The sequence below is a fragment of the Streptomyces sp. CB01249 genome (assembly GCF_001905735.1).
Lineage (GTDB): Bacteria > Actinomycetota > Actinomycetes > Streptomycetales > Streptomycetaceae > Streptomyces.
Map to the genome: position 1 here is coordinate 312,205 of NZ_LISW01000002.1, position 21,502 is coordinate 333,706.

The 21,502-nt window shown below is 73.4% G+C and carries 24 protein-coding genes; 13 read left to right on the forward strand and 11 right to left on the reverse strand.

The window, feature by feature from the left end:
• The first annotated feature begins 14 nt into the window (after positions 1-14).
• From AMK18_RS09810 to AMK18_RS09830, 5 genes are read left to right on the forward strand one after another with little or no spacing between them, the layout of a single operon-like run.
• Positions 15-332 (forward strand): PAAR domain-containing protein, encoded by a 318-nt coding sequence (locus tag AMK18_RS09810; protein WP_018101387.1) that lies wholly within the window; start codon positions 15-17, stop codon positions 330-332.
• On the forward strand, positions 329-736 hold the full coding sequence (locus AMK18_RS09815) for a GPW/gp25 family protein (protein WP_018101386.1): 408 nt from the start codon (positions 329-331) through the stop codon (positions 734-736). Before AMK18_RS09810 ends, AMK18_RS09815 begins: the two co-directional genes overlap by 4 nt.
• Positions 736-2,691 (forward strand): putative baseplate assembly protein, encoded by a 1,956-nt coding sequence (locus tag AMK18_RS09820; protein ID WP_073862529.1) that lies wholly within the window; start codon positions 736-738, stop codon positions 2,689-2,691. The genes AMK18_RS09815 and AMK18_RS09820 overlap by 1 nt, the downstream gene beginning before the upstream one ends.
• On the forward strand, positions 2,688-3,230 hold the full coding sequence (locus AMK18_RS09825; protein ID WP_073862530.1) for a phage tail protein I: 543 nt from the start codon (positions 2,688-2,690) through the stop codon (positions 3,228-3,230). The genes AMK18_RS09820 and AMK18_RS09825 overlap by 4 nt, the downstream gene beginning before the upstream one ends.
• Entirely contained in the window at positions 3,227-4,321 is a 1,095-nt protein-coding gene (locus tag AMK18_RS09830; RefSeq protein ID WP_073862531.1) for a zinc ribbon domain-containing protein, read from the forward strand. The genes AMK18_RS09825 and AMK18_RS09830 overlap by 4 nt, the downstream gene beginning before the upstream one ends.
• Here the strand turns inward: AMK18_RS09830 and AMK18_RS09835 are convergent.
• Together AMK18_RS09835 and glsA are read right to left on the reverse strand one after the other, a co-directional pair.
• The gene (locus AMK18_RS09835) at positions 4,308-5,570 is read right to left on the reverse strand and encodes an ankyrin repeat domain-containing protein (protein WP_241836524.1); all 1,263 of its coding nucleotides are present in this window, start codon (positions 5,568-5,570) and stop codon (positions 4,308-4,310) included. The two genes, AMK18_RS09830 and AMK18_RS09835, sit on opposite strands and share 14 nt — an antisense overlap.
• 85 nt (positions 5,571-5,655) lie before the next feature.
• Entirely contained in the window at positions 5,656-6,684 is a 1,029-nt protein-coding gene (gene glsA / locus AMK18_RS09840) for a glutaminase A (RefSeq protein WP_073862532.1), read from the reverse strand.
• A gap of 62 nt (positions 6,685-6,746) precedes the next feature.
• Here glsA and AMK18_RS09845 point away from each other — a divergent pair, with 62 nt between their 5' ends.
• Positions 6,747-7,610, forward strand: a complete 864-nt coding sequence (locus AMK18_RS09845) for a hypothetical protein (protein ID WP_018101380.1) — start codon at positions 6,747-6,749, stop codon at positions 7,608-7,610.
• A gap of 11 nt (positions 7,611-7,621) precedes the next feature.
• On the opposite strand, the gene AMK18_RS09850 is transcribed toward AMK18_RS09845, so the two are convergent.
• From AMK18_RS09850 to htpX, 6 genes are all read right to left on the reverse strand, one after another.
• Positions 7,622-8,032, reverse strand: coding sequence for a GNAT family N-acetyltransferase (locus AMK18_RS09850; protein WP_073862533.1), 411 nt, complete (start codon positions 8,030-8,032; stop codon positions 7,622-7,624).
• Between the two features lie 10 nt (positions 8,033-8,042).
• Entirely contained in the window at positions 8,043-10,463 is a 2,421-nt protein-coding gene (locus tag AMK18_RS09855) for a tetratricopeptide repeat protein (RefSeq protein WP_241836525.1), read from the reverse strand.
• Positions 10,447-10,800, reverse strand: a complete 354-nt coding sequence (locus AMK18_RS09860; RefSeq protein WP_241836526.1) for a hypothetical protein — start codon at positions 10,798-10,800, stop codon at positions 10,447-10,449. The genes AMK18_RS09855 and AMK18_RS09860 overlap by 17 nt, the downstream gene beginning before the upstream one ends.
• 59 nt (positions 10,801-10,859) lie before the next feature.
• Positions 10,860-11,297 (reverse strand): hypothetical protein, encoded by a 438-nt coding sequence (locus AMK18_RS09865; RefSeq protein WP_073862535.1) that lies wholly within the window; start codon positions 11,295-11,297, stop codon positions 10,860-10,862.
• Positions 11,298-11,405: 108 nt separating this feature from the next.
• A complete protein-coding gene (gene pspAB, locus AMK18_RS09870) occupies positions 11,406-11,990 on the reverse strand; it encodes a PspA-associated protein PspAB (protein WP_073862536.1) in 585 nt (194 codons plus the stop codon).
• A 43-nt stretch (positions 11,991-12,033) separates the two neighbouring features.
• A complete protein-coding gene (gene htpX / locus AMK18_RS09875) occupies positions 12,034-12,945 on the reverse strand; it encodes a zinc metalloprotease HtpX (protein ID WP_018101372.1) in 912 nt (303 codons plus the stop codon).
• Between the two features lie 173 nt (positions 12,946-13,118).
• Between htpX and AMK18_RS09880 the strand changes: the two genes are divergently transcribed.
• Genes AMK18_RS09880 through AMK18_RS09895 form a run of 4 tightly spaced genes read left to right on the forward strand, consistent with a single transcriptional unit; the run spans position 13,119 to position 15,272 of the window.
• Positions 13,119-14,345: a cytochrome P450 gene (locus AMK18_RS09880; protein ID WP_018101371.1), complete on the forward strand. Its 1,227-nt coding sequence runs from the start codon at positions 13,119-13,121 to the stop codon at positions 14,343-14,345.
• A 14-nt stretch (positions 14,346-14,359) separates the two neighbouring features.
• Positions 14,360-14,539, forward strand: a complete 180-nt coding sequence (locus AMK18_RS09885) for a ferredoxin (RefSeq protein WP_073862537.1) — start codon at positions 14,360-14,362, stop codon at positions 14,537-14,539.
• Positions 14,540-14,596: 57 nt separating this feature from the next.
• Entirely contained in the window at positions 14,597-14,875 is a 279-nt protein-coding gene (locus tag AMK18_RS09890) for a type II toxin-antitoxin system Phd/YefM family antitoxin (RefSeq protein ID WP_073862538.1), read from the forward strand.
• Positions 14,868-15,272 carry a type II toxin-antitoxin system VapC family toxin gene (locus tag AMK18_RS09895; protein ID WP_073863215.1) on the forward strand — a complete coding sequence of 135 codons (405 nt, stop codon included), beginning with the start codon at positions 14,868-14,870 and terminating at the stop codon, positions 15,270-15,272. The genes AMK18_RS09890 and AMK18_RS09895 overlap by 8 nt, the downstream gene beginning before the upstream one ends.
• Positions 15,273-15,366: 94 nt before the next feature.
• Here the strand turns inward: AMK18_RS09895 and AMK18_RS09900 are convergent, their stop codons facing one another.
• Positions 15,367-16,014 carry a TetR family transcriptional regulator gene (locus AMK18_RS09900; RefSeq protein ID WP_026171292.1) on the reverse strand — a complete coding sequence of 216 codons (648 nt, stop codon included), beginning with the start codon at positions 16,012-16,014 and terminating at the stop codon, positions 15,367-15,369.
• A gap of 240 nt (positions 16,015-16,254) precedes the next feature.
• Between AMK18_RS09900 and AMK18_RS09905 the strand changes: the two genes are divergently transcribed.
• Positions 16,255-17,055 carry a VOC family protein gene (locus tag AMK18_RS09905; protein WP_073862539.1) on the forward strand — a complete coding sequence of 267 codons (801 nt, stop codon included), beginning with the start codon at positions 16,255-16,257 and terminating at the stop codon, positions 17,053-17,055.
• A gap of 174 nt (positions 17,056-17,229) precedes the next feature.
• Positions 17,230-19,614 (forward strand): outer membrane protein assembly factor BamB family protein, encoded by a 2,385-nt coding sequence (locus AMK18_RS09910; RefSeq protein ID WP_073862540.1) that lies wholly within the window; start codon positions 17,230-17,232, stop codon positions 19,612-19,614.
• Positions 19,615-19,713: 99 nt separating this feature from the next.
• On the opposite strand, the gene AMK18_RS09915 is transcribed toward AMK18_RS09910, so the two are convergent.
• A complete protein-coding gene (locus AMK18_RS09915) occupies positions 19,714-20,310 on the reverse strand; it encodes a hypothetical protein (RefSeq protein ID WP_073862541.1) in 597 nt (198 codons plus the stop codon).
• Positions 20,311-20,505: 195 nt separating this feature from the next.
• Here AMK18_RS09915 and AMK18_RS09920 point away from each other — a divergent pair, with 195 nt between their 5' ends.
• A complete protein-coding gene (locus tag AMK18_RS09920) occupies positions 20,506-21,048 on the forward strand; it encodes a hypothetical protein (RefSeq protein WP_018101365.1) in 543 nt (180 codons plus the stop codon).
• A 90-nt stretch (positions 21,049-21,138) separates the two neighbouring features.
• Here AMK18_RS09920 and AMK18_RS09925 read toward each other — a convergent pair whose 3' ends face one another.
• Entirely contained in the window at positions 21,139-21,318 is a 180-nt protein-coding gene (locus tag AMK18_RS09925; protein WP_018101364.1) for a hypothetical protein, read from the reverse strand.
• Between the last annotated feature and the right edge of the window lie 184 nt (positions 21,319-21,502).

A 21,502-nucleotide genomic window follows, 5' to 3' on the forward strand; every position in this document is an offset into this window, starting at 1 on the left:
GGAGATCACCAGCCATGCCCCAGGCAGCCCGTACGGGCGACCCCACCGTCCACGGGGGCGTCATCGGCACCCCGCCCCCGGGAGCGGCCGCCGTCGCCACCGTGTGGATCGGCGGCAAGCCCGCCGCCGTCACCGGAAGCCTGCACGTGTGCGTCGTGCCCCCGCACGCCCTGCTCGGCCCGGGGAACGTCATCATGCCGAACCCGGCGGCGGCCGTCGGCGGCGCGGTCCTGATCGGCGGGCTGCCCGCCGCCCGCATGGGCGACACCACGACCTGCGGCGCGAAGATCCTCATGGGCGCGCCCAACGTCCTGATCGGGGGCCCGATATGAGCGAGCACGGCTTCATCGGGCGCGGCTGGGGCTTCCCGCTGCGCGTCGGCGCCACGGGCGGCATCGGCATGGTCGAGCGGGAGCAGGAGATCGAGGAGGCCATCGGCCTGATCCTCGGCACCGCGCCCGGCGAACGCCCCATGCGGCCCGAATTCGGCTGCGGCATCCACGAGTACGTCTTCGCCCCCGGCGACGGCGCGACGGCGGGGCGGATCGCCCATGAGGTGCGGACCTCCCTGGAGCGCTGGGAGCCGCGCATCGAGGTCCGGGACGTGGTCGTCGCGTACGACACCGTCGAGGAAGGCACGCTCTACATCGACGTGCACTACACCGTCCGGTCCACCAACGACCTGCGCAACCTCGTCTTCCCCTTCTATACGATCCCCGAGGCGGGAGCCCGCTGATGTCCCTGACCCCGCCCAATCTGGACGACCGCCGCTTCCAGCAGCTCGTGGACGAGGCCAAGCGGTACGTCCAGCAGCGCTCGCCCGAGTGGACCGACCACAACGTGTCGGACCCCGGGGTCACGCTGATCGAGACGTTCGCGTACATGGTCGACCAGCTGCTCTACCGGCTGAACCGGGTGCCCGACCGCAACTACTTCGCCTTCCTGGACCTGCTCGGCGTGCAGCTCTTCCCGCCGACGGCCGCCCGCGCCGACGTCGACTTCTGGCTGTCCGCGCCGCAGCCGGACACGGTGCGTCTCCCGGCCGGTACGGAGGTGGCGACCGCGCGCGGCGAGACGGAGGAGGCGGTCGTCTTCTCGACCGATGAGGACCTGGCGATCGTGCCGAGCTCCCTTGTCCGCCTGGTGACGGTCCCGGCGTCCGGCGAGCAGACCGACCGCACCGCGCCGCTCGCCGAGGGCCGGGACATCCCCTGCTTCCAGGCCCGGCCCCAGCCCGGCGACGCCCTCCTGTTCGGGCTGCCCACCGCCGTGCCGCGCTGCATCGTCGCCGTCCGCCTGGACAGCCGGGTCGAGGGCGTCGGCGTCGACCCCCGGCAGCCGCCGCTGGTCTGGGAGGCGTGGGACGGCGCCCGCTGGGTGCCGTGCGCGACCGGCGTCGACTCCACCGGCGGGCTCAACAAGCCCGGTGAGATCACGGTGTTCGTGCCCGCCGGGCACACCGCGTCCGTCACCGCGGGCATCCGCGCGGGCTGGCTGCGCTGCCGGGTCACCGAGGCCGCCCCCGGCCAGCCCTTCTACTCCGAGTCCCCGACGATCCGCGAGGCCGAGGTCTTCACCGTCGGCGGCACGGCCGGGGTCGAGCACGCGGAGACCGTGTACGACGTGCCGCTCGGCACCTCCGAGGGGGTCGCGGGCCAGACGTTCGCGGCGCCCCGGACGCCCGTCCTGCTCGACGGGGAACCGCCGCTCGTGGAGGTGTCCTCGGCGGACGGCTGGCAGACCTGGACCCCGGTCGAGCACTTCGGCGCGTCCGGTCCGGGCGACCGGCACGTGCGGATCGACGCCGTGGGGGGCCGGTTCGCCTTCCCGCCCGAGGTGCGCGAGGCGGACGGCACCATACGGGCGTACGGGGCGGTGCCGGAGAAGGGCGCCCACATTCGCCTTCCCCGCTACCGCACGGGCGGAGGCGCCGCCGGGAACGTGGCGCGCGGCGCGATCCGCGTCCTGCGCAGCTCCGTCCCGTACGTCGCCGGGGTCGACAACCGGGAGGCGGCGCGCGGCGGCGTGGACGGCGAGACCGTCGAGAACGCGAAGCTGCGCGCGCCGCAGATCCTGCGCGTCCAGGAGCGGGCCGTCACCGCCGAGGACCACGAGGCCATCGCCCGCGAGGCCGCGCCCTCGCTGCGCCGCGTCCGCTGCCTGCCCGCCGCCCCCGGCGAGGGCGGCGCGGTCCGCGTCCTGGTCGTGCCGGACGCGGTCCCCGACGAGGGCGGCCGGCTCCGCTTCGAGCAGCTGATCCCGCCGGACTCGGTGCTCGCGACGGTGGCCGGGCGCCTGGACGAACGGAGGCTCGTCGGCACCCGCCTGGTGGTCGAACCCCCCGCGTACCAGGGTGTCACCGTCGTCGCAAGCCTGGTCGCGGACGAGGGCGAGACGGACCGCGTCCGGACCGCCGCGCTCGACGCGCTCTTCCGCCTCATCGACCCGCTGCGGGGCGGCGCGGACGGCACGGGGTGGCCGTTCGGCAGGCCCGTGCAGTACGGGGAGGTGTTCGCCGCCCTCCAGAACGTGCCCGGCGTCCGCCTCGTCGAGGAGGTCCGCCTGTTCCCGGCCGATCCGCTGACCGGGAGGCGCGGCGGCGCGGTGGACCGCATCGACGTGGCGCCCAACGCGCTCGTCTTCTCCCACCAGCACCAGATCGCCGTCACCGCCACCGGGCAGCGCGCATGACGCGGGCCGCCGTCCCCGGCCTCCCCAGCCGCTACCCGATCGGCGCGCTGCTGCCCGCCCTGTACGCGGACGACGACCTGGCCCAGCGCTTCACGGCGGGCCTGGACACGGTCCTCGCCCCGGTCCTGTCCACGCTCGACAACCTCCCGGCCTACTTCGATCCGGCGCTGGCCCCCGCGGACTTCCTCCCCTGGCTGTCCTCCTGGGTCGGCGCGGGCATCGACCCGGCCTGGCCGGAGGACCGCCGCCGCGCCGCGGTCGCCCGCGCCGTCGAACTCCACCGCCGCCGGGGCACCCGCCAGGGCCTGGCGGACCTCCTGCGGCTGTGCTTCGGCGTGGAGGCGGACATCCGGGACGGCGGCGGCGTGACGTGGTCGTCGGAGCCGGACTCCGCCCTGCCCCCGCCCGGGACGGGCGAGCTCCTGATCCGCATCCGCACGGACCACCCCCTGGACGAGGCCCGGGTCCTCACCGTGGCCCGCGCCTCCTGCCCGGCCCACCTGACCTGCCGGGTCGACATCACCGGGAGCCCCACATGACCCGCCCCTGCCCGTCCTGCGGCGCCGCGAACGCGGAGGACGAGGACTTCTGCGGAAGCTGCGGTACGTATCTGGGCTGGTCGACGCGGGCCCGGCCCGGGGAGCCGGCCCCGGAGCCGCCTGCGGCACCGGATGCGCCGTCCCCGCCCCCCGAGCCGGAACCCCGACCGGCCCCCGCGCCGAACCCGCAACCGGCCCCCGAACCGGCCCCGGCCCCCGAGCCCGAACCGGCCCCCGCGCCCGCCCCCGTACGACCGACGCGTCCGGCCCCACGAGAGCCGGAGCCGGAACCGGAACCGGAACCGGCCGAAGAACCCATCGGCGCAGTCCTGCCCGGCGTACCCGTCGTAGCCCGGCCCACCGTCAGGACCGCGTCGGCGGACGAGGAACCGGAGGGCGAGCCGTGCCCCTCGTGCGGGACGAACAACCGCCCGGGCCGTACGTTCTGCCGGAACTGCGCCGAGCCCCTGAAGCCCCGTGACCAGGCGGCCCCGCTGCCCTGGTGGCGGACCCGGTGGCCGTTCAACCGCCGGGTGAGGGCGGGCTCGGGGAGGCTGCTGCGGGGCCTCCTCATCGCCCTCGTGATCGCGGGCCTCCTGGTCGCGGGCTTCCTGCTGATCCCGGCGGGCCGTTACGTCGTGGAGGACGTACGCGACAAGCTCGGCGGCACGGGCGAGGTCAGCCCGCACCACGTCTCCGCGAACGCCTCCGCCCCGGGGCACCCGGCCAAGGCGGCGGTGGACGGGGTGACGAACACGTACTGGGGCGCCCCGAAGAAGGGGGACGCGCTGACGGCGGAGTTCGAGGACCCGTTCCGGCTGGTCGGCGTCACGGTCCACACGGGCGTCTCCACGAAGGCGGAGACCTTCCAGAAGGGAGCCAGGCCGACCCGCGCGGACCTGACCATCACGACGAAGGACGGCAAGACCCACGAGAAGACGATGACCCTGGCCGACAAGCCGGGCGAACAGACCTTGCGCATGGGCATCAGCGACGTCGTCAAGGTCCGCTTCACCATCCGCGAGGCCGCGGGCCAGACCAACGGCCACCCGATCGCCCTGGGCGAGATCGAGTACTTCAAGCGGACGTAGGGGGCGGCGGCCACCCGGCTCGGCGGTGGTGCCGCTCCACATAGCGCGCCGCCGCGTCCAGGAGCCAGGTGTCCGGCCACTCCGCCCGGTCGACCGGACCGATCAGCCGGGCCCCCTCCACACAGCGGGGGTCGTCGGCGAGGGCGAGGCCACTGACGGCCTTGATACGGACCAACTGGTCGTCCTCGCCCAGGAAACCGGCCAGGATGTCGGCGCGTGCGGGCTCCCGGCCCTCGTACTCGTAGAGGCATTCACACACGGCCGCACGGACGCGGGCGTCGGGATCGCGCGCCAGTGAGGCGAGCACGTCCCACGCCTCGGGGTGGGTGTACGCGTACCGTGTCCTGTGCAGCAGCGACGGCACCACCCTGCGTACGCGGGGATCGGGGTGCGCGCGGTGGGCCGGACCCAGTTCCCCGTCCCCTGCGACGTCGACGTACGTCAGCCCGCTCAGCACCGACGCGAGCACCGCCGGGTCCGTCTCCTCCGCGGCCCACGGCGGGAGGATGTCCGCGGCCCGCCGCTCGGCGGACTCCCCGTCCAGGGCGAGCAGTTCCCGTACGAGGTCCGCGGCGAACAGCCGGCGCAGGGGATCGGGCGCCGAGCGGAGGAGCAGGACCGAGCCCCAGGCATCCACGCCGGGCCGTTCGGCGAGCACGGCGACCGCTTCCGTCCAGTCGGCGTGGTCGCCGTCGGCGCGGGCGAGCGCACGGGCGAGAAGGACGTCGAACGACGGGTGCGGGCCGAACGACGCCTCCAGCCGCGTGAGGACGGCGGCATGACCGTCGTACACGCTCGTCCCGCCGAGCGTGACCAGGTCGTACGCGGTGAGGCCGAAGTCGTCCGCGACCCTGCGACGCACCGCAGGGCCCGCCACCCCGGTCGCGAGGCGCAGCCCCGCTTCGGCGCCGGTCCCGCACCAGCGCCGGGCACAGGCCAGGAGTTCGGCCCGGTCCTGCTCCGAGAGCCGGTCCACGGCGTGCCCGAGCAAGGCGGCGGTCAGGCCCGCGTGGCCGGAGGTCACGGCCCGCAGCAGCGGCGTGCTCCCGTCCGGCAACGGCCGGAGCGGATCGGCACCGCCCTCCAGGAGCGCTTCCGCCACGTACCCGTCGAACGCGGCGACAGCGAGACACAGCACGGGTACGCCGTCGGCGCCCTCGGTCTCCGGGCCCGCGCCCGCACGCAGAGCCTCCCGCACCGCATGCGCCCGACCGGCCCGCACGGCACCGACCAGTTGGTGTCCCGACACGCCTCGCCCCCCGTACTCGTCGTCCGACGGGCAGGTTAATCGGCGGCAAGGGCCGACCGGGAGCGGGAATGCACGAGGGCGGCCGCTAGTCGCCCGTCCCGTGGGGCGTGGACGCGAACAGGTCCATGCCGAGGGCCGCGGACAGGTAGTGGGCGACGCGCTGGCCGCGCACGCTGTTGCCCGCTTCGTCCAGGCGGGGGGAGAACACGCCGAGCCCGCCCTTGCCGGGGGTGACGGTGATGATGCCGCCGGAGACGCCGCTCTTGCCGGGCATGCCGACCTCGTACAGCCAGTCGCCACTGCGCTCGTACAGGCCCGCCGTGGCCAGCGCGGAGAGGGTGTCGCGGCAGACGACGGCGTCCACCACCTGCTCGCCGGTGAGCGGGCAGACGCCGCCGTTGGCGAGGGTGGCGCCCATGACCGCGAGGTCGCGGGCGGAGACGGTCAGGGAGCACTGCCGGGTGTAGAGGTCGGTGGTCTCGACGGGGTCCCGGGCGAGGGCGCCGTAGCTGTCGAGGAGGCGGGCGATCGACTCGTTGCGCTGGTTGGTGCCCGACTCGGAGGCGTACACCCGCTCGTCCAGGTGCAGTTCGCGGCCCGCGAAGCGGGAGAGGCCGCGCCGGATGAACTCCCAGCGTTCGTCGGTCGACGCGCCCGGCACCAGCGCGTTGGTGGCCAGGGCCCCCGCGTTGACCATGGGGTTCATCGGGCTGCCGTGGTTCAGCTCGACCGCCAGGACCGAGTTGAACGGGAGCCCCGTGCTGTTGACGCCGATCCGCTCGCGCACCGTGTCGCGCCCGAGCTCGTCGTTGACGAGGGCGAAGACGAACGGCTTCGAGACGGACTGGATGGAGAAGGGGTGCTCCGCGTCGCCCACGGAGTACACGTTGCCGCTCACGTGCGCGACGGCGATGCCGAAGAGTTCGGGGTCGACCTCGGCGAGCTCCGGGATGTAGTCGGGGACCTGCCCCTCGCGGTCGTCCTGGAACCGCCGCCGTACGCCGTCCAGCGTCGACCGGACGGCCTCGGCCGTCGGGAGCCGCCCGGTCGAGACGGCCGCCCGCGCCGTCCGGGCGTCCGGGAGGTCCCCGGTGTTGTGGATGACGCCGGCCATGTCCGTACCTCCTGGTGCCCGCTCCGGACTTTCGGAACATTTGGGACACTACACTGACGCGGGTGCGTCACGACGAGGAACCGGCCGCCGGTCCGGACGGCGGGAATCTGTCCGAGGGCGTGGGCCCGTTCACCACCCGGCTGACCCTGCGGGGGAGCGGCGGGGCCGAAGCCGTGTGGGAGTCCCGCAGGGCCCGCAGACGCGGGTCGCTGACGGTGCGCCGGGCGGACGGCACCGCGCCGGTCGTCCACCGCGCCGACGCCCGGGCGCTCGCCCGGATGCGCACGCTCAACGCCGTCGCCGCGGTGACGTTCACGCTCGGCGGCCTGCTCTTCGCGGCCGGGGCGGCGCTCGCGCTCACCGGTGCGGCGGCGACAGCCGTATCGGCCACGTACTTCGGCGGCGGCCTCTTCTTCAACCTCGGGGGTTACGCGTCCCTCCTCCAGTCCGTGAACGCCCCGCGCCGCCCGGCCGGCGCGTACCGCCTGGAGACGAAGGCGTGGCGGTGGTGGAGCTACGAGCCGATGCGCATCGACTGGCTCAGCAACTTCCTGCTCTTCGCCGGCACGCTGGTCTTCGGGCTCAACCTGCTGGACTCGTTCCTCCAGGGCCTCAGCACCCAGCAGGCGGCCCGCCTGGTGTGGGCGCCGGACGTGATCGGCTGCGTGCTCTTCCTGATCTCCGGCCAGCTCGCCCTCGCCGAGGTGTGCCACGCCCCCACGGGCGTCCGCCCGCACGACCTCGGCTGGTGGATCGTCACCGTCAACATGGCCGGCTCGGCCCTCTTCATGATCGCGGCCCTGGCGGACCTGGTCACCCCGGGCGCACACGTCCCGGTGAGCCTGACGATCTCCAACATCGGCACCCTTGCGGGCGCCCTGTGCTTCGCCGCGACGGGGGTGCTCCAGTGGTTCGAGCACCCCTGACCGGACACCCCCTACGCCGTGTCCGGGTGCAGGGCGATGAGCCCCGCGTCGGTCGGGCGGAAACCGCACGCGTCGAAGTAGAAGGGGCGCAGGTGCTCCTCGAAGTCGACGTGGAGCCAGTCGCAGCCGGCCGCGCGGGCACCGTCCACCGCGGCCGCCACGAGCCCCGTGCCCGTGCCGGTGTTGCGCAGGTCCGGGGCCACCATCGTGTCGAGGACGAACGCGTGCACGCCGCCGTCCCAGGCGACGTTGACGAAGCCCACGAGCCGGTCGCCCCGCCGGGCGCAGACCCAGCCCAGGCTGTGCCGGTGCAGCCGCGTCCGCCAGTCGGTGTCGTCCCGGGCGTGCCCGAACGCCTCCGCGTGGAGCGCGTCGACGGCGCCGTTCTCGAAGTCGCCGCGCCACTCGTACGTGATCACCATGGGCCGCAGCCTAGGCCCGCGGGTCCTGCCACTCCGTCAGCAGGGAGCGGACCCTGAGCGTCCTGGGGTGGTCCGGCCCCAGGACGCGCAGTACGTCGGCGAGCAGGCTGGTGAGGGCGTCGACGGCGCCCTCCGCGTCGCCGGCCTCGCCCTGCCAGCGGGCCAGGTTCGTCCGGGTGAGGAAGGTGTTGGGGTGGTCGGGGCCCAGAATCCGCAACCGGTCCTCCATCAGCGCCGCGAACTCCGTGGCGGCCCTCGCGGCGTCCCCCGTCTCCCCGCGCCACCGCGCGACGTTGTGCCGGCTCGTGAGGGTGTGCGGGTGGTCCGGGCCGAGGACGCGCAGCCGGTCCGCCAGCAGCTCCTCGTACGCGCGCAGCGCCCCGGCGGCGTCTCCCGCCTCGCCCCGCCAGTAGGCCAGGTTCCCCCGGGTGTTGAGGGTGTTGGGGTGGTCCGGGCCCAGGACGCGCAGCCGGTCCGCCAGCAGCTCCGCGTAACCGGTGAGTGCCCCCTCGACGTCGCCCGCCATCCCGCGCCACCCGGCGACGTCCCCGCGCGTGACGAGGGTGTCCGGATGGTCGGGGCCGAGGATGCGCCGCCGGTCGTCGAGGAGTGCGGCGAAGGCGTCCGCCGCCCCCGCGGCGTCCCCCGCCTCGCCGCGCTGATAGGCCACGTTCGCCCGGGCGTTGAGGGTGTCGGGGTGGTCGGGGCCGAGCACGCGCAGCCCGTCCTCCAGGAGCGCGGCGAAGGCGGCTGCGGCCCCGGCCGCGTCCCCCGCCTCGCCCCGCCAGAAGGCGAGGTAGTGCCGGGCCCTGAGGGCGTCCGGGTGGTCGGGTCCCAGGAATCGGGCGGCGGTGGCGTGGAGTTCACGCCCGTACGCCTCCGCGGCATCGAGCTGTCCGGACTCGCCCATGCTCCGCCCGGCGCGGAAGAGCACCGGATGCACCCCGGGCGACCGGAGCGGACCGGGGGCGTGCGAGAACAGCGCGTCGGTGTTGGCCCGCAGGATCTGGGCGCGGGCGCTGTCGCGCTCCACCTCGGGCCAGGCGTCGAGCAGGGCGTCCCCGGCGGTACGGGCCAACTCCTCGTACTCGTGCGGCGGGACGGCCTCACGGGTGGCCCGCTGGACCAGCTGGTGGACGCGCACCGCCTGCCGCTCGGTGTCCGGGGTGTGGTGGACCAGGCTGAGCCGGTGCAGGACCCGGAGGGCGAGGACCGCGTCCACAGGGTCGACGCCCTCGGGGCGGTGCCCCGCGAGATGGGTGAGGGCGTGCGGACCGGCGAGGACATCGCCCGGCACACCGTTGGGGTCGAGCAGGGAGACGAGCCGCAGCATGGGGCGGGCGAGCCCGACGGGGGCGAGCAGGTCCGCGCGTTCGACGGACAGCGACCAGGCGGCGGACAGGGCGACCTCCTGGTCGTCGGGCAGCGCGCCCGCCCCGGGCATCACCTGGGTCAGCGTCCGCGCCCGGTCCGCGAGCAGGCGGCGGTAGGCGGCGCAGTCGAGGTCCGCGTCGACCAGGTACGCGGTCGCCTGGGAGAGCGCGAGGGGCAGGTGGCCCAGGTCCGACGCCAGCGCGGCGAGCCCGTCGGCGGGCTCGTGGCGGTCGTGGGCCGCCAAGGACGCGGTGAGGTGGGCGACCGCGTCCGCCTCCGTGAACAGCCCGACCTCGATCCGGCGGCGGCCGTGCCCCACGAGGGCCGCCTCGCGGCGCCGGGTGGTGGCAAGGGTCTGCCCGTACGGACTCGCCGGTGGCCACAGGCCGCGCAGATCCGCCGGGTCGGACACGTCGTCCAGGACGACGAGCCACCGGCACGGGTCGGCACCCGCCTTGGGGTGGAGCCACGCCAGGAACGCCCGCGCCGCCTGCTCCGGATCGGCGGCGTCCGCCCGGCACAGCTCGACGCCCGCCTGCGCGTACCCCGCCACCACGGCGGAACGGCTGCGCGCCGAGATCCACACCACGACGTCCAGCCGGCCGTTCAGCCAGGCGGTGTGGGCGTAGTCGGCGGCGAGCTGGGTCTTGCCCACCCCGCCCATGCCGGTGAGCACGGCGGTGCCCCCGCCCGCGACGGCCTCCTTCAGCCGGTCCAGCTCGGCCCGGGGCTGGAAGGACAGCGCCCGTGGCGGGACCAGGCCGACCTGGTGCGGCCAGGGGGCCGGGTCCCGGGGGCCCTGCTTCACGACCATCGTGAGCGTGTTGACGTTCAGCTCGTGGATGTAGCCCGTGTTGGCCACACCCCCGGCGGGGGCGGTCGCGTCACCGGTCCCGGACACGCTCACCGCACCGGAAGCCGGTCCCTCGGGCGTCCGCACGGGACCCGCGTAGCCGGTCACCGCCTTTCCGCCGCCCTCGGCGGTCGCCGCGCCGGTGTCGGCCGCGATGACCTCGGGCCGCGGACCGTTCGGGCCCGGCTCACTCGTAGTCGACACCGCTGACCGCCCGGCTGCCCTCGCCGGTCGCCTTCGCCTTGCCGGTGCGCCGTGCCTTCGCCGAGCCGTTGCCCCTGCCCTTGGGGCGCTTGACGCCGGTGAGGGCGGTGCCGCCGTCCTCCGCCTCGGCCTCACCGGTGTGCGCGGCGACGTCGTCCACCTGCCCGGCGGGGCTCTGGAACAGCGCCCAGACCAGGGCCGCGATCCCGACGGCGCCCTGCACCGAGGCGCCGACGAGCTGCCCGGAGTCGGGGCTGTCGAGCAGCCAGATCAAAGGAGTCGAAACAATTCCGGCCAGCGCCAGAACAATGACCGTGATCTTCCAGGTCCGTGACATCTCCGCCCCTCGAATGCCCCGTGGTTCCCTCGGTTATCCGTGCTGCCCGGACGGGCAGCTCACACGTACGCGTATGCGAATGCGCTGGCGAATGCGGAATCGCTCACCGTTCCGTTGCCGCCCCCGCCCACGCGGAAGCCGCGACCGTCGAGGGCTTTGACGGGATCGAGCACGTCACGGATGAAATGGCTGATCCAGTCGCGCCGGTCCTGGGTCTCGTACAGGGAGAAGGGCGTCAGGATCGCCAGGCTGCCCCCGGGATGTCCGACGACCCCCCAGAGCACGCGGAACTGCGCCAGGGTGCTCACGATCATGCCGTTCTCCCGGACTTCGTGATCGTCCGACAGGCGCGGAGCGGCCGCGAAGACCGCCCCCGCCGTACCGGCCGGGTCCCCGGGGCCCTGAATGGTGATGACAAGCCCGCTGGCGTCGACCAGCCGGTAAAGGGATTCGATGCGCGTGCCGTGCGCGTGAGCGCCGATGGTGAGGCTGAACACAGGTGACCCCCCAAATTCCCGCAGCACCGCGGAAGTCCGCAGAGCATAGCGCCGACATGGCGCATTTCGGGGGGTTCGATGCACAACTCATCTTTATCGGGCTTGAGTTCAGACTCCCGGCGCCCCCCACACCGGAAACCACCGGGACAGGTCCCCTTCCACCCGGAGGTCGTCGCCCAAGGCCGCGCGGACCTGCAGTTCCAGCTGGTTGTCGCGTTTCTCGGCGCCGCCCGGAACCGGGGCGAACGGATAGAACGTGCCGCGCTTGTACAGGTACACCAGCGCCAGCGAGCGGTCCTCGCCGTCCCGGAAGGCGACCAGCGAGCACAGCAGCTGGGGGCCGAAGCCGCCGTCCTGGAGCAGGGTGTTGACCGCGTGGAGGTCGTTGACCAGCGCGGCGGTGTCCTCCGGCGGCTGGCGCGCCAGCAGCCAGGTGTAGCCGTACGGGTCGCGGCTGAACTCCACCGGGATGCCGCCGCGCCCCGTGTCCGCGTCGAGCAGTTCGCGTACGTCCTGCTGGACGCGGGCGAAGGCGGAGCCCTCCACGCCCGCGAAGCACACCGAGCCGAGGCCCGTCGGCGTGAAGCCCGTCGCGGCCTGGAGGGTCAGCGCGGCGGACGGGACGGCGAAGAGCTGGTCGAGGTCGGGGCGGACCGGCTTGCTGCGGCCCAGGATCGTGTCGAGCAGGCCCACGGGGACTCCTTACGGACGGCGGTCGGGTTCATGTCGGGCCCCTTCACGGGCGGGACAGGTCGGCCGAGATGCGGGCCAGCTGGTCGAGGCGCTGTTCCAGCGTCGGGTGCGTGGAGAGCAGCCGCCCGATGCTCTCCTTCGAGGCGAAGGCCGGGACGAAGTAGAAGGCGTTGTACGGCTCCGCCTTCCGCAGGTCCTCCGTCGGGATCCGGGCCATCTGGCCGCTCACCTTGGTGAGGGCGGAGGCGAGGGCCGAGGGGCGGCCGGTGAGCAGGGCGGCCGTGCGGTCGGCGGACAGCTCCCGGTAGCGGGAGAGCACCCGGGTGAGCAGGAAGCTCAGCGCGTAGACGACCGCGCTGACCAGCGGGATGAGCAGGACCAGGATGCCGATCGGGTCGTTGCTGCGGCTGTTGCGGGCGAAGCCGCCCCACAGCGCGACCCGGGTGATGATCCCGGCCAGGACGCCCAGGAACGAGGCGATGGTCATCACGGCCACGTCCCGGTGCGCGACGTGCGACATCTCGTGCGCGAGGACGCCCTCCAGCTCCTCCGGCTCCAGTCTCCGCAGCAGCCCCGTCGTCGCGCAGACGAGCGACGACTTCTGGCTGCGCCCGGTCGCGAACGCGTTCGGCACATCGCTCTCCGCGATCGCCACACGCGGTTTCGGCATATCGGCAAGGGCGCATATCCGGTCGATCGCCCCGTGCAGTTCCGGCGCCTCGGCGGGGGAGACCTCCCGGGCGCCCATGCTGAACGCGGCGATCCGGTCGCTGAACCAGAACTGGGCGACGAACATGCCCCCGGTGAGGACGAGGATGATCGGCCAGGCCCCGCGCAGCACCGCCAGGAGCACGCCGACCAGCACCACGTACAGCAGTCCGATCAGGAACATCGTGGTCACCATGCGCGTGGTCAGACCACGGTCGGTGGCGTACCGGCTACGGGTTCCGGCCATGGCGGACCTCCACTCCTCGCCTCTCTCCATGGTGCTCCTCGGCGGCCGAAAGTGGACGCCGCTGCTCCGTTCGGCGGGTATGGCCGAACATCACCTAGGCCAAGTAGATGCCTGAGGCATCTAGTGAGGGTGATCGGCAGGACGACCACACCCCCCTCGTTGCGAGGTCCGTCATGACAGAGACCCAGTCCGAGCCCCAGCCCCGGGCCACCCAGACCACCGCCTTCCCGCAGGACCGCACCTGTCCCTACCACCCGCCCACCGGCTACCCGAGCGAGAGCCGCGGGCAGCGCTCGGTGTCCCGGGTCCGCCTCTTCGACGGCCGTACGGTCTGGCTGGTGACCGGGCACGCGGAGGCGCGGGCGCTGCTGGCCGACCCCCGCCTGTCGTCCGACCGCACGCACCCGGACTTCCCGCTCTTCGCGCCGCGGCTCACCGCGTCCAGGCAGCGCCGCGTCGAGCTGATCGGCGTGGACGACCCGGAGCACAACGTGCAGCGCCGGATGCTGATCCCGAGCTTCACGGTCCGGCGGGCGGCGGCGCTGCGGCCGCGCATCCAGGAGACCGTGGACCGGCTGCTCGACGCGATGGTGGCGCAGGGGCCGCCGGCCGAGCTGGTGGAGGCGTTCGCGCTGCCGGTGCCGTCCATGGTCATCTGCGCGCTGCTCGGGGTGCCGTACGCGGACCACGAGTTCTTCGAGGACCGCTCGCGCAAGCTGCTCCGGGGGCCCGGGCCGGAGGACGTGGTCGCGGCCCGGGACGACCTGGACGCGTACTTCGGCGAGCTGATCGAGCGGAAGCGGCGCGATCCGGGCGACGGGCTGCTGGACGAGCTGATCGCCGAGCGGCTGGAGACCGGGCAGGTGGAGCGGGACGAGCTGGTGCGCCTGGCGCAGATCCTGCTCGTGGCCGGACACGAGACGACCGCGAACATGATCTCGCTCGGCACGTTCACGCTGCTCCGGCACCCGGACCAGCTGGCCCGGTTCACCGGCGGCGGGGCGGAGGCGGTGCCGGCCGCCGTGGAGGAGCTGCTGAGGTTCCTCTCCATCGCGGACGGGCTGTCCCGGATGGCGGTGGAGGACATCGAGATCGGCGGGGAGACGCTGCGGGCGGGGGACGGCGTGCTGCTGTCCACCGCGGTGATCAACCGGGACGCGTCGGTCTTCGAGACGCCGGACGAGCTGGACCTCGGGCGAGGCGCGCGGGGCCATGTCGCCTTCGGCTTCGGCATCCACCAGTGCCTGGGCCAGAACCTGGCCCGCGCCGAACTGGAGATCGCCCTGCCCGCGCTCTTCCGCCGCCTGCCGGGTCTCCGGCTCGCGGTGGACCCGGAGGAGGTCCCGTTCAAACCGGGCGACACGGTGCAGGGCCTGCTGGAACTGCCGGTGACCTGGTGACGGAGGAGAGCCCCATGCGGATCGACATCGACAAGGACGTGTGCATCGGCGCGGGCCAGTGCGCCCTGGCCGCCCCGAAGGTCTTCACCCAGGACGAGGACGGCCTCAGCGAACTCCTGCCGGAGGCGGCGCCGGGCCCGATGGTGGCGGAGGCGGTCCGGGCGTGCCCGGTGGGGGCGATCAGGGCGCGATGAAGGGTTTCGCCGCGCTACGCCGTAGCACGGCGTAGCGCGGCGCGCTACGCTGGTTGTATGAGGACGATTTCGCAGCGGGAGTTCCGGAACAGCTCCGCCGACGTCATGGACGCGGTGGAGGCGGGTGAGGTCTTCCACATCACCCGCAACGGCATAGAGGTTGCGGAGCTCCGCCCGCTCGCGCGGAAGCGGCGCCTGAGTGCCGAAGAACTGGTGGCGAGACACAGGCGTCTGCCACGCGTGGACAGCGCCCTCATGCGGCAGGAAGCGGACGAGTTCTTCGGCGACGAGGACCGTGCCGGGGACGACGACCCCTGGGAGCGGGCCCGTGGCTGAGCGTCACCGGGTGGGTGTACTCGACACCTGCACGTACATCGACCTCGACCTGCTGCGGGCGGAGGACCTTCCCGCCTTCCCTCTGCTCACCGCTGTGACCATGGCCGAGCTGCAGCAGGGCGTGGCGATGGCCAAGGACGCCGCCGGGCGGGCTGCGCGAATGGAGAAGCTCGGGGCCGCTGTGGCCGATTTCGAGCCGCTTCCGTTCAACGGGGAGGCGGCCGCGCGCTACGGGAGCCTGGTCTCCCTGACTCTTGCCGTAGGCCGCGACCCCCGGCCCCGACGCTTGGACCTGATGATCGCCGCGATTGCCTCGGTCGGTGAGCTGCCGTTGTTCACGCGTAACGCGGGCGATTTCAAGGGGCTCGAAGGGGTGCTGACGGTCGTCCCCGTGTGACCCCGTCCGGATACGCCGACGGCGGACCACAGGTGTGGTCCGCCGTCGGTGAGACAGGACCTGGGGGCGCCGGGGTCGCCCCAGCGGGGGTTCGTTACTTCGCCGGCTTCTTGCCCGTGATGCCGAGGTGCACCAACTGCGCCAGATTCGGCTTGAGTTCGGCCTGCTTGACGCCCCAGGCCGTGAAGCCCTTCTGGTGCGAGGCGACGCCGGCCAGCATGACGACCAGGGAGCCCGCCATCGCGGCGGCGCTGATGTCCTTGTCGACCTTGCCCTTCGACTGGAGCTCCTTCACGGACTCCGTCAGGGAGCCGGTCACGGAGTTCAGGACCTTCATGCGGATCTTGTTGAACCGCTTGTCGCCCTCCGCCGCGCCGAGGTCGATCACGCGCAGGATCGCGTCGTTGCGCCGCCAGAAGTCGAGGAAGCCCTCCACGAGTTGTTCGGAGGTCTGCCAGCCCGCCTTGCCGACCCAGGAGCGTCCGGCGACCAGTTCGGTCAGTCCGGCGCCCTCCCTGGCGACGTCCTCGGCGAGTTCGAGGACGGCGCCCTCGACGTCGGGGAAGTACTGGTAGAAGGTCGCTGGTGAAGTCCCCGCCTTCCGGGCGACGTCGATGACTTTGACGTCCCGGTACGGCGAGGAGCTGAGCATCTCGCTGAGGCAGTCGAGCAGCTTCTGCCGCGTCGCCTGACCGCGTCGACCGGCCACGCGGCCGTCGACGGTGCGTACTTGTCCTGTCATGCCGTCAGCTTACCGACGGGTGATCGGAGCGCGATTCGGCCGAAGCAAATGGGGAACGGGGCCCGCTCGGGCCCCTCGTTGCCCACAGTGCGATGAATGTTATTAACAGCCTGTGGATAACTTCGGTGGATAACTTTCGAACCCGTGTTCGGCCGCAGGGCTTCCGGGGCGCGCCGCACGCACCGTAAAGCTACCGTGACTGTGACGGGCGTCACCCCCACGACGGAAGGATCCGGGCCCATGGCCGCGTTCGCGCAGTCCGCACCGTGCTGGGTGGATGTGCAGCTCCCCGACCTGGAAGCGGGCAAGCGCTTCTACGGCGAGCTGTTCGGCTGGACCTTCCGCCCGGACGGCGACCGCCGCACCGACGCCCTGAGCGACGGAAAGCTCGTCGCCGCGCTGGCCGCGAAGAAGGACGGCCGCATGCCGACCGCCTGGGGCGTCTACTTCGCCACCGACGACATCGAGGCCTCGGTCACCCGCGTCCGCGCGGCCGGCGGCCAGGTGATCACCGAACCCGTCCCGGCCGGGCGCCACGGCGTGCTCGCCCAGGCCGCCGACCCGGGCGGCGCGGTCTTCGGCCTCTGGCAGGCCGGCGACCGCGAGGGCTTCCAGAAGCAGAACGAGCCCGGCTCCTTCTGCTGGACCGAGGTCCACACCCGGTCCAAGGAGCGCGTCGACCCCTTCTACGAGGAGGTCTTCGGCTTCCGCTGCGCGGACGTGGACGACTCGCCCCTGGATGTCCCCGACACCGACGAGCACCGCGTGGACTTCCGCACGTGGTCCCCGCCCGGCACCGAACCGGGGCCCGAGACGGCGGTCGGCGGGCGGAGCGTCATCACGGCCGCGTTCCCGGCCGAGCTGCCCAGCCACTTCCTGAGCTACTTCAACGTCGCAGACTGCGACGACACCGCCCGTACCGTCCAGCGGCTCGGCGGCCGGGTCACCGAACCCCCGCTGGACATCCCGTACGGCAGGATGGCGGTCCTCCAGGATGACCAGGGAGCCGAGTTCGCCGTACTTCAGGAGCCTGTGTCCTGATACGGGCGGAGTGGCACAGGACACCCCGATCCGCCCCCGGGTTCGCAACCGGGGCCCCGGCCAGGAACAATCGGGGTGCGCACCGCCGGGCCGCGTCCACGGATGAGACGCTGCACACGGCGGGATTTTCGCGGGCCTCAGGGAACAGAGGCCCGTACGGGGAGGTGGCAAGTAGTGGAGCAGCTGACGCAGCACGACCCGAGGCGGATCGGCCCCTTCGAGGTGCTGGGACGGCTCGGGGCCGGCGGCATGGGGCTGGTCTATCTGGCCCGGTCCGCGTCGGGCCGCCGGGTGGCGATCAAGACCGTCCGTACGGAACTGGCCGAGGACCAGCTGTTCCGGGTGCGCTTCACGCGCGAGGTGGAGGCCGCGCGGGCCGTCAGCGGCTTCTACACGGCCGCCGTCGTGGACGCCGACCCGCGCGCCGCCGTGCCGTGGCTCGCCACCGCGTACGTACCCGCCCCCTCGCTCGAAGAGATCGTCAACGAGTGCGGGCCCATGCCGACCCAGGCGGTGCGCTGGCTCGCGGCGGGCATCGCGGAGGCCCTCCAGTCCATCCACGGGGCGCAGCTCGTCCACCGCGACATGAAGCCGTCGAACGTGCTCGTCGTGGAGGACGGCCCCCGGGTCATCGACTTCGGCATCGCGTCCGGGGTCTCCAACACCCGGCTCACCATGACCAACGTGGCCGTCGGCACGCCCGCGTACATGTCACCGGAGCAGGCCCGGGACTCGCGGAGCGTGACGGGGGCCAGTGACATCTTCTCGCTGGGCTCCACGCTGGTCTTCGCCGCGACCGGGCACGCCCCGTACCGGGGGGCCAACCCGGTCGAGACGGTGTTCATGCTGCTGCGCGAGAGCCCCGACCTGTCGGGCCTGCCGGACGATCTGCGGCCGCTGATCGACTCGTGCATGCAGACGGACCCGGCCCTGCGGCCCACCCCGGCCGACCTTCAGGCCCAGCTCGCCCCGCACCTCTTCGCCTCCGGCGGCGGTGACGACGACGGCGGTACGGCTTCCGCGTGGCTGCCGGCCGCTGCGACCGCGCTGATCGAGCGGCGCCGGGGCGGTGGCCGGGCGCCGGCCGCCCCGCCCGCGCCGCCCGTCGCGCCGCCGCAGCCCGCCGAGACCGCGCCGCACCCGCCGCCCGGCACGGACTGGGACGGCCCCTGGCACAGCGGCGCCCCCGCCCGCCCGACCGCCCCGCCGGTGCCCGACGCCGGGGGCCCGGTGCGGCTGACCGGCGTCCAGGTGCCGATCGGGCCCGGGCCCCGGGTGCAGGACGTCCGCGCCTCGGCCTCCGGCGCCGACGCGGGCCCCGCGACCGGCTGGGTCCGCCCGCCCGGCGGGGTCAACGGCACGCCCCCGCCCGTCCCCGTGCCCCCTCCGGCGCAGGCCCCCGATTCCGCGCAGTCCGGGCCCGCCCGGTGGCGGCCCTGGCGGTTCCGGATGTCCAACGACGTGTGGGGCACGCCGGTCGTCGTCGGCGACCTGCTGTACGTCACGTCCTTCGAGGTCCACGCGCTGGACACCGGCAACGGGCGGCGCCAGTTCAAGACCCGGGACGTCGCCTGGGCGATGGCCGTCGACGGCGGCCGCATCCACGCCTCGGACGGCCCCTCCCTCTACGCCCTGGACGCCACCAGCGGCGCCGAGCGGTGGCGGGTGGGCGCCGACGCCTGGGTGTACGCGCTCAAGGCCGACCGGGGCACGGTCGTCACGGCCACCCGGGGCGGCGGCGTCCAGGCGTGGGAGGCGGCGACCGGCGAGAAGCTGTGGGACCTGAGCGGCGCGCAGACGGACTTCGAGACGCCGGAGGGCGGGCCGGTCATCCACGACGGCACGGTGTACGTCTGGCAGGACGCGCGCCTCAAGGCCCTCGACGCCCGGACCGGCGTCGAGCGCTGGTCGTACCCCATCGGCGACGCGGCCTCCTGCGGCGGTGTGCCGGTCCGGGTGACCCCCGCGCCGGACGGTTACGTGTACGTCGCCGCCGGGACGCGGGTCCTCGCGGTGGACATCGCGGCCGGGCACGTCCGCTGGCACTTCGAGTGCCCGGCGGTCTTCCTGTCCCCGCCCGCCTTCGCCCCCGGCCCGGCCGTCACCGGAGGCGGGGTCTACCTCGCGGACTACCTCGGTACGGTGTACGCCCTGGATGCCGCGACCGGCAAGGACCGCTGGCGCATCGCCACGGAGGCCAGGCAGTCGGCGGAACCGGTGCTCGTCGTCGCCGGCAACGTCCATGTGGGCAGCGGCAGCGCGCTCTACACCCTCGACGCGGTCACCGGCACCCCGAAGTGGCGGTTCGCGGCGGGCGGCGAGGTGGTGGGCGCCCCGGTCGTCGCGGACGGCCGCGTCCACTTCGGCTCGGCGGACCACGTCCTGTACACCCTCGACGCGGCGGGCGGCCAGCTCCGCTGGAAGCTCGCCACCGGCGGAGAGATCACGGGCTCGCCCGTGGTCCGGAACGGCGTGGTGTACGCGTGCAGCAAGGACCGCTGCGTGTACGCGCTGGACGCCCTGAAGGGCACGGGGACTGGCGCCCGCGCGCGAGCGTAGGGCTGCCGCCCCGGAGACCCCGTCCGCGCACCGCCCACCAGGGCAACGGTTCCGTCCTCAATCGCCGGACGGGCTGGGAGGTCCGCCAGGCGGGTTGGGTCAGCCGCTGGGCGGGCTGGGAGGTCTGCGGTGTGGGCCTGGGTTGTCAGGGCCCACGTAAGGGTTGTCCCCCTCCGGCTCCGGCCAGGGGCTCGTCTGGACCGAGGGGCCCGGCTCCCGGGTCGGGGGCCACGTGTCGGGGGCGGACGAGTCCGGTGCGGCGTACCGCGGAGGGCGGTGGCGGCCCGACATCGTGGCGGAGCCCAGAAGCATCAGCGCCCCACCCCCCGCGGCGAGCGCGACGCCCACGTCCAGGCCCGAGCCGTCGCCCGCGACGGCCAGGCTGTCCGTCACCTGGAAGACGCGGACCATCCACAGCACGGTGAACCCGAGCACCACCACGCCCGCGAGCGCGACGAGCGTACGGGAGCGCAGCACGACCCCCAGCACCGTCACGACCGCCGCGCACAGGAACGGCAGCCACAGCGAGCCGAACAGGCCGCCGGACTGCGTACCGGTCGCACCGGTGCCGGTGAAGAGGTCGCCCAGCCGGTAGTGCCGCCCGAGGCGGCCGTCGTACCAGTCACGGAAGGGGCTCAGCACGGCGGCCGCCGCTCCGGCGAGAGCGAGGACCGCACCGAGGACGTTGCGGATCATGTCCGTACCTCCAGGACGCGCTCTCGCTCCGACGCTACGCCGCACGGGTTGCCCCCGCCACCAGACGGGGACGAGACCGTGACAGGGTCATGACCGGCCCGCCGGTCATCCGCGCCATGCTGTGGGATACGGTTCCGTGTCGCCCGGCCACCCGGCCGGTCACGGCAGAACACCACACAATCGGGGGCGGATTCGATGAAACGGCAGCACGTCAAGCTGACGGTGGTCCTGGTCGCGGTGGTACTCGCGCTGACCGGCTTCTCCACCGGCAGCCACGGCAGCAAGAGCAGGAGCGGCAAGAGCCGTTCCAGCCACAGCAGCGGTGGCGGTTGCTCCAACGACAAGAAGAGCAACGGCACGTACCACGACACCGACTCCGACTCCGGCACCCGCTACAACCGCACGTCGGGCGGTACCTCGGGCACCACCCGTACGTCCCCGACCCCCACGGCCACCGCCGCCCCGAAGGCGTACGTCTTCCGCTGTGCCACCCCCGCGAAGGGCGCGGCCAAGGCGGTCACCACCTCCACGGTCCGCCTCACCGCGACCGCGAGCGGCAGCCGCACGTACGACGTCGACGTGACCTTCCTCGACGCGTCCGGCATCGCGATCGACACGGGCCGCGCGACGGCGAAGGCGTCCCGCGGCGAGACGAAGACCGTGTCCGTGCCGATGGACCACCCGGACAAGGTCGCCCAGGTCGCGAAGTGCACGGTCACGGCCCAGCTGAGCTACTGACGGCGCCGCGCACACACGTAACGGCCGCGACGGCATCCCCTCCGCGCCGCCGCGGCCGTTCCCCCTACCCCCGTGGTCCCGCCAGATGGCTCAACGCGGATCCGGGCCCGTCATGTGGCTGTCGAGCGGCTTGATCTCGGGCTCGCCGGTCATGTGGCTGTCGAGCGGCTTGACCTTGGGCTCGCCGGTCATGTGGCTGTCCTGCGGCTCGATGTCGCCGGTGGTGCCGGGCTTCGGTGCGGTCACCTTGGTCTTCTTGTCGTCGCTCATGCTGTGAACTCCGTTGCTGGGTGCATGGTTGGTCGGCAAAGCCCGTCCGGCTGTTCCCCCGTGGACTGCCGGACGGGCTGTTCAGAGCCGTTCACCTTAGTGCGCGGTTCCCCTGTCGAATCGCCTGCCCCCCGACGCGACGTTTCGACGGGTACGAGACTGCCGGGCGGCGATAAACGAACGA

Bases quoted from the DNA above. Each gene is read 5' to 3' on its own strand.
- AMK18_RS09830 (WP_073862531.1), top strand. From the start codon at position 3,227: ATGACCCGCCCCTGCCCGTCCTGCGGCGCCGCGAACGCGGAGGACGAG.
- AMK18_RS09915 (WP_073862541.1), bottom strand. From the start codon at position 20,310: ATGATCCGCAACGTCCTCGGTGCGGTCCTCGCTCTCGCCGGAGCGGCG.
- AMK18_RS09905 (WP_073862539.1), top strand. From the start codon at position 16,255: ATGGCCGCGTTCGCGCAGTCCGCACCGTGCTGGGTGGATGTGCAGCTC.
- AMK18_RS09880 (WP_018101371.1), top strand. From the start codon at position 13,119: ATGACAGAGACCCAGTCCGAGCCCCAGCCCCGGGCCACCCAGACCACC.
- AMK18_RS09815 (WP_018101386.1), top strand. From the start codon at position 329: ATGAGCGAGCACGGCTTCATCGGGCGCGGCTGGGGCTTCCCGCTGCGC.
- htpX (WP_018101372.1), bottom strand. From the start codon at position 12,945: ATGGCCGGAACCCGTAGCCGGTACGCCACCGACCGTGGTCTGACCACG.
- AMK18_RS09885 (WP_073862537.1), top strand. From the start codon at position 14,360: ATGCGGATCGACATCGACAAGGACGTGTGCATCGGCGCGGGCCAGTGC.
- AMK18_RS09860 (WP_241836526.1), bottom strand. From the start codon at position 10,800: ATGTCACGGACCTGGAAGATCACGGTCATTGTTCTGGCGCTGGCCGGA.
- AMK18_RS09900 (WP_026171292.1), bottom strand. From the start codon at position 16,014: ATGACAGGACAAGTACGCACCGTCGACGGCCGCGTGGCCGGTCGACGC.
- AMK18_RS09890 (WP_073862538.1), top strand. From the start codon at position 14,597: ATGAGGACGATTTCGCAGCGGGAGTTCCGGAACAGCTCCGCCGACGTC.
- AMK18_RS09825 (WP_073862530.1), top strand. From the start codon at position 2,688: ATGACGCGGGCCGCCGTCCCCGGCCTCCCCAGCCGCTACCCGATCGGC.
- AMK18_RS09925 (WP_018101364.1), bottom strand. From the start codon at position 21,318: ATGAGCGACGACAAGAAGACCAAGGTGACCGCACCGAAGCCCGGCACC.
- AMK18_RS09850 (WP_073862533.1), bottom strand. From the start codon at position 8,032: ATGGTGATCACGTACGAGTGGCGCGGCGACTTCGAGAACGGCGCCGTC.
- AMK18_RS09820 (WP_073862529.1), top strand. From the start codon at position 736: ATGTCCCTGACCCCGCCCAATCTGGACGACCGCCGCTTCCAGCAGCTC.
- AMK18_RS09920 (WP_018101365.1), top strand. From the start codon at position 20,506: ATGAAACGGCAGCACGTCAAGCTGACGGTGGTCCTGGTCGCGGTGGTA.
- glsA (WP_073862532.1), bottom strand. From the start codon at position 6,684: ATGGCCGGCGTCATCCACAACACCGGGGACCTCCCGGACGCCCGGACG.
- AMK18_RS09810 (WP_018101387.1), top strand. From the start codon at position 15: ATGCCCCAGGCAGCCCGTACGGGCGACCCCACCGTCCACGGGGGCGTC.